At 48.2% G+C, this 6,536-nt stretch carries 4 protein-coding genes; 1 reads left to right on the forward strand and 3 read right to left on the reverse strand.

Annotation, left to right across the window (positions count from 1 at the left end; translation table 11 throughout):
• Positions 1–723: 723 nt before the first annotated feature.
• Complete coding sequence (locus AC3DOM_RS14290; protein ID WP_487919720.1) at positions 724–1,467, forward strand: MerR family transcriptional regulator; 744 nt, start codon at positions 724–726, stop codon at positions 1,465–1,467.
• Between the two features lie 575 nt (positions 1,468–2,042).
• Here AC3DOM_RS14290 and htpG read toward each other — a convergent pair.
• The 3 genes from htpG to AC3DOM_RS14305 form a co-directional block, all read right to left on the reverse strand.
• Positions 2,043–3,902 carry a molecular chaperone HtpG gene (gene htpG, locus AC3DOM_RS14295; protein WP_487919721.1) on the reverse strand — a complete coding sequence of 620 codons (1,860 nt, stop codon included), beginning with the start codon at positions 3,900–3,902 and terminating at the stop codon, positions 2,043–2,045.
• Positions 3,903–4,008: 106 nt separating this feature from the next.
• Positions 4,009–5,688, reverse strand: a complete 1,680-nt coding sequence (locus AC3DOM_RS14300; RefSeq protein ID WP_487919722.1) for a GMC oxidoreductase — start codon at positions 5,686–5,688, stop codon at positions 4,009–4,011.
• An 88-nt stretch (positions 5,689–5,776) separates the two neighbouring features.
• Positions 5,777–6,536: DUF166 domain-containing protein (locus AC3DOM_RS14305; RefSeq protein ID WP_487919723.1), on the reverse strand; the 760-nt coding region annotated here is incomplete at its 5' end.

The raw sequence follows: 6,536 nt of genomic DNA on the forward strand, positions 1-6,536 counted from the left end.
TTCTTATTCCATTTTGTCCCACTTAATAGACAGTAGAACAAACGTTCGTTCAACTGTGTATATCCGAAGCTTGCTGTATATCCACCCCCAAGAGTGGTAATATACAAAGTATAACAGTATAAGTACTTGTCTACTATGACCAAAGATCATGCCTAAGTCTGTATCTTTATATAAGAATTTATATTAACCCTGCGCGGGATAATCCTGGGGATCGAAGGTATCGGGTCAGCTGTCAGGACCACGATCGAAAAAAAGACCAGAGAAATTGCTCATAATAAAATATTGAAAGGGGAGTGTATTTTGATGATGAAGGGAATTTTTCCGACCGACTCCCTTTGTATAACCATCAAACTTAGTGTTTATTATGACAAGGATTTGGGTAGCGTTCAGTGTCCTCCAGGTCACGGGAGTGGCTAAGTTGGTGAGTATTGGTCCTTGCGCGCGAGCGTAGCGAGAGCGGCAATCCCCAAGATTGTCGGGGAGATTGCTTCGTCGGACAAAACCCTCCTCGCAAAGACAAGTCAGGCTTTCCCCGCTAATTTAGGCACTCCCCCAAAAAATCTCTGAAACCCTCCGAATGATTTCCCTTGACATTAACCTAACGTCAGGGTTTATACTGACGTAGCCATCGCGAGGAGGGCGTCTGCCTGACGTGGGATCTCCGCGCCAGCAGGAGACTGCGACGTTACCCCTTCGGGATTCCTCGCAGAGACAGAGGTTTCTATGTACACCGTAAAAGAACTTTCCACCCTGGCCGGAGTCAGCGCGCGCACGCTGCACTATTATGATCAAATTGGTTTGCTCAAGCCAGCCGAGATCGCCGCAAATGGCTACCGTCAATATGACGATGCAGCCCTGTTGCGCCTCCAGCAAATCCTCTTCTACAGGGAATTGGATTTCAGCTTAAAGGAGATCCGCTCTCTGCTGGATGCGCCCGATTTTGATCAGATCAAAGCCCTCGAATCGCATTGGGACGCCCTCCGGGCACGCATGGCGCGCACCGAGAATCTGATCAGCACGGTGGAAGATACGATTAAACATTTGAAAGGAGAAAAAGAGATGAGTAAAAAAGCGCTGTTTAAAGCTTTTGGCGATGAAGAACAGGAAAAATATGCCAAAGAGGCTGAGAGTAAATATGACCCCGAAACTGTCCGCGCTTCCAATCGCAAGTGGAAGGGCTACTCAGCCGAGAAAAAGCAGGCTATCATGGATGAGGGAAACCAGGTTTATACCGATATGATCGCAGCCATGTCCAAAGGGGCGGACTCGCCTGAAGTCCAGGCCATCGTTGGTCGCTGGCGCAAGCATATGGATTACTTCTGGACGCCGAATCTTGATCAATTGCTGGGCCTCGCCACGATGTATGGGCAGAGCCTCGACTTCAAGGCCAATTTCGACAAGATGCACCCCGATCTGGCTGATTTCTTCCCTGAGGCAGTAGCAAGTTACGTTGCAAATCATAGCTAAACAAAAAAGGTCCCGTTCCTTTGAAAGGAACGGGACCTTTTATTTTAAATATATTTTATCTTGCAGCAATGCTCTGCGTTGCTGTTTGTTAACAATACCCCAACGCAGAGCATTGGGATAAGGACTAATACAATGCGGAAGTCCAATGATATTTTGAATTACGAAAGAAGCATTTCCATTAGTTTCTGAATGCGTGGTGCCATACTGGATGGATCGGGGTGCAGCCCTTCCACCAGCAATGCGCTTTCATAGATTTGTTCGATGATTTCGTCTGCGCCTTCGAGAAGGAAGAAGATGCCCGGCGTTTCTATGAAGCACTGGGTAAACGTCTGGGGAAGTTCAAGCTAGAGCTGTCTGCGGAGAAAACGCAGATTATTCCCTGAGGCAGTAGCAAGTTACGTTGCAAATCATAGCTAAACGAAAAAGGTCCCGTTCCTTTGAAAGGAATGGGACCTTTTATTTTAAATATATTTTATCTTGCAGCAATGCTCTGCGTTGCTGTTTGTTAACAATACCCCAACGCAGAGCATTGGGATAAGGACTAATACAATGCGGAAGTCCAATGATATTTTGAATTACGAAAGAAGCATTTCCATTAGTTTCTGAATGCGTGGTGCCATACTGGATGGATCGGGGTGCAGCCCTTCCACCAGCAATGCGCTTTCATAGATTTGCTCGATGATTTCCGTTTGCAGATCAGAGTCCGATTCTTTTGTGATGAGCAGTTTCAAAATTGTATGAGAAGGATTCAGCTCGAGGATCTTTTTGGGCACCTCATATTCCTTGCCAAGATATTGGTAAACACGCTGCAACTCCGGGTTTAAACTGTCATCCGGGTCGACCAGGCGGGCAACCGATTGCGACAATCGATTGCTGGCGCGGACATCTGTAACACGTTCCCCCAATATTCCCTTAAAGCGCTCGATCAACGGACCGAATTCACCCTCGGGAATTTTTTCCGCTTCGCCCTCCTTTTCGCCTGCTTCCGGTGTTTCAACATCTGCCTGGGCGACGTTTTTCAGATCATGGTCCTTATATTTTTGCAATCCCATCAGCATGAAGGAGTCCATTGGATCTGTCAGGAGTAATACCTCGGTTCCTTGTGTCTGGAAATAGTCCAGGTGCGGACTGAGCAGTACCGATTTGGGGTCGTTACCGATAATATAATAGATCTCTTTTTGTTCAACCTTCATCCGCTCAATATATTCATCCAGGGATGACCAGCTTTCTGTGTGAAGATTGGTTTTGAAACGCAACAAGGGCTGCACTTTTTCAGTATTCAGAGGTTCAGCAGCGATGCCCTGTTTAAGATAGATCCCAAATTCTTCCCAAAAAGTATTGAACTTTTCAGGATCATTATTGGCGAGGTTTTCCAATTCCCGCATGACCTGCCCGGTGACGATCTTTTTCAGTTTGGGCATCAGACCGACGGATTGTACGGTTTCGCGGGAGACGTTTAGAGGCAGGTCCTCCGAATCGACCACACCCTGGACGAAACGCAGATATTCAGGGAGCAGGTCCTTATTATATTCATCGATCAGAATATTGCGGGAGTAGAGCTTAAGTCCATCATCCTTTCGCAGGGAAAACATACCCCGTTCTCCTTTGCTGGGAACATAAAGCAGCGCATAAAGCTGTACCGGTGCATCAGTGACGGCATGGATATGGAGCAAAGGCTTTTCAAATTCCAATGTGAGCTGCCGATAGAAATCCTGATATTCTTCGTCTTTGGCCTCACTTCTGGGTGTGCGCCAGAGTGAGGTCTGTTTATTGACCTGCTCATCGCTCTCACCGACATAAATCGGGAAGCCAATATAGTCTGAATGTTTTTTGACGATGGTTTTCAGGTGGTACTCTTCAGCAAATTCAATCGCATCTTTCTTCAACTTGATTTCGATTTTTGTGCCGCGTTCGTCCATCTCAGCAGCGTTGACCTCGAAATTATCCTCCCCGGTGGCATACCAACTGACCGCCTTCGCGCGTGACTTGTGGGAGCGTGAAGTCACTCGAACCCATTCGGCCGCCATGAATACGGAATAGAAACCGACTCCAAACTGCCCGATCATTTGAGCGATATCCACTTCTTTATCTTTGGCTGCTTCGATGAAATTGCGCGCACCCGATTGGGCGATAGTCCCCAGATTTTCGATGATCTCATCCTTCGTCATCCCAATCCCGGTGTCCTGGATGGTCAACATCCCCTTATCTTTATCTGCCGTGATGCGGATATTGAGCTCCACCTCTGAATCAAGCATATTCTGATTGGTCAGCATCTCAAAATGAGCGCGGTTAAGCGCATCCGAAGCATTGGATAATAGCTCCCGCAGGAATACTTCCGGATCCTTATAAAGGGAATGGATCAGAATATTAAGCAGCTGTTTGGTTTCAGCTTTGAACGAAAAAGATTGTGCATCCGTTTTAGAGGCTTTTGCCATTGAGTGTCTCCTGAAAAAAAAACAAGTAATAAATTTGTTAAATCGATCTTTCTGTCATTGTTTGATAAATTTTAGCAAAGAATTGTTGAAAAAATGTTAACACCTGCTATATTGTTTTTTCGCCCACAAGGCTCATCGCATATTCAGCCAGCGCGGTGATCGACAGGCTGGGATTCACCCCCGGGTTTCCCGGCATGATCGAGCCATCGACAACATATAAACCCGGGTAATGATGGGTTTGGCAATCAATTCCCACCACGCCTTCGGTATCGTCACTTCCAATAGGGACACCGCCCATAAAATGCGCCGTTGTCGGGAAGTTGAACAAACTATCGGTAAAGGCCGCCTGTGGGATGCCATTCGTCCGCTTGGCAAAAGTCCGGATGACCTGATTCCCAACCGGAATTTGCTTTGGGATCGGATAATCGGCATCGGGCTTCAATACCAGTCCCTTGAGGAAAAGGGTAAAGAAATTGCGTCCCGGTCGGACATGCGTCAAATTATCTTCAGTTTGCATGACCAGAAAAATGGTTGTAAATTTCGACCAGCGCGCAAAGAATTTTGAGTAGAGAAAATCAATTGGGTGGCGGATCATCTCCCAGAGTGTCTTTGCAAAACGCAGCCAGATCGGGTGATCCCCCTCGACCAACGGCGCAGTCATCGACCGGATGAAGGAAGCCCCGTCCGCATATTTTACGGGCTCGATCCGGGTCACCTCATCCGCCTGAAAAATAGACGTGATCGCGATGCCCTCTGAGTAATTTACCTCTTTATTGCGAGTGGTGACCCCCATGATATTTTCGGAATTGGTGCGGACCTGATCGCCCAGGCGTTGAGAAATTTTTGGGAGGGATCGGGTCTCGTCGCGGCAGCGGAAAAGTAACTCCATGGTGCCGATTGCACCTGCAGCCACGATCACGTTTCTCGCGTGAACTTCAGTTTGCTGCCGTTTGACGAGTGATGTCGAAGACCGGTACATGACCCGATAACCTGGGCCAGCCATATCTGCGTGAGTTTCTTTTTTATCAATTGCTCTAGCCGCCGTCCTCGGCGGCGGGGACGCCGCCTTGAGCGATTGGCTAATCGGTTGAATATCCACAACCTTCGCCTCCGCAATGATCTCTGCGCCATTTTTCTCCGCAAAGTAGAGATAATTTTTCGTGAGCATATTCTTTGCATTTTCCCGACAGCCCACCATACAACCGCCGCAGTGGATGCACCCGGCTCGTTCCGGACCTTTTCCGTCAAAATATGGGTCCGGGACGGTTTCTCCCTCCTGATCGGGGTCACCAAAATAAACACCCACATCTGTTGGCTTGAAGCTTTCCGCATATCCCAACTCGCCCGCAATTTGTTGAAGCTCCTTATCGGCAGGCCAGAGTTTGGGGTTGGGTGTTACCCCCAGCATCTGGCGGGCGGTTGCATAATGTGGGGCGAGAAGCGTTTTCCAATCGGCGAGATGCTGCCATCCGGCGGTTCTAAAGAGCTTGTCATCCGGCTCCATCAGCACGTTGCCATAAGTGAGACTTCCCCCACCAACGCCACTGCCATGCAGCGCGAGCAAGCCGTTCATAAAGGTCATTTCGAAAAAGCCGAAAAGACGCATTTTGGGCATCCAGAGAAATTTGGGGAGGTTCCAGTTGCTTTTCGGGAAATCTTTATCTCGGTAGCGTTTTCCGCGCTCAAGGATGAGAACAGAATAGCCCTTTTCGGTCAGCCGCATTGCAGATACTGAGCCGCCGAAACCAGAACCAATGATGACGTAATCGTATATTTGACTGTTCATTTCTCTCCTAAAGTATGAGATTGCCGCGCTGTCTTCAGCAGTTCGCAATGACATTTTGCACCAGGTTTTGATCCATCCCATTACTTTTCTAAGGGCTTCGTTTTCCAGGCGAGATATATTTTGTGTTTTTAAAGGGCTTGATCTGCTCACTAATATTATCCACAACCAGATGACCGGATTCATGCATCAACGTATCGTGGTTGAAATCGTCCAGTTTTGTCATACTGGCCAGACAGGGGAAGTGATGATGGAGTAATCCAGCTTTTTCTTCGGCTTCGTCAACTGACAATCCGATCAGCCCCTCTGCAACATAACGCGCACATCCACAAACGGCATCCCGGTTTACTTTGGCAGATGAGATGGTGCGCGTTTCAGGATCAACTTCCACTTTCAGATCGGGTTGACCGAAATATTCTGCAAATGCAGAAATTTCCGGGCTCTCATAGGCCAGCCTGTCCCGGCGGGTAATCCCGTAATCATGCTCGGTTAATGAGCATAGGGGTTTTGGCGTGGCACAGGCAACATCCATTCTCTCCAGCCATCCCCGAAGCTGACGGGCCAATCCGCGTGGCAGCCAGGTTTCGTTATCTACGGCAACGATGACAGCCTTCGCACCGTTTTTTTCTGCGATCTCGGGGATCAGTTCAGCCACACCGCGATGCTCTGCAAAGGAGAGGATCAGATCAGCCGGTGGGAATGTCTCAGGAATATAATCTTCAGGATAATCAATAACGGGTGGCAATACAGCGGGCGCCTGCCATGTCTCAATATTCCATGACGATGGCCCGTGGGCTTTGATATTTTTGACATGGCGTTCGCCATATTCTCCAGAAACTATCGCTAAAATT

This window comes from Candidatus Desulfolinea nitratireducens (assembly GCF_982879505.1).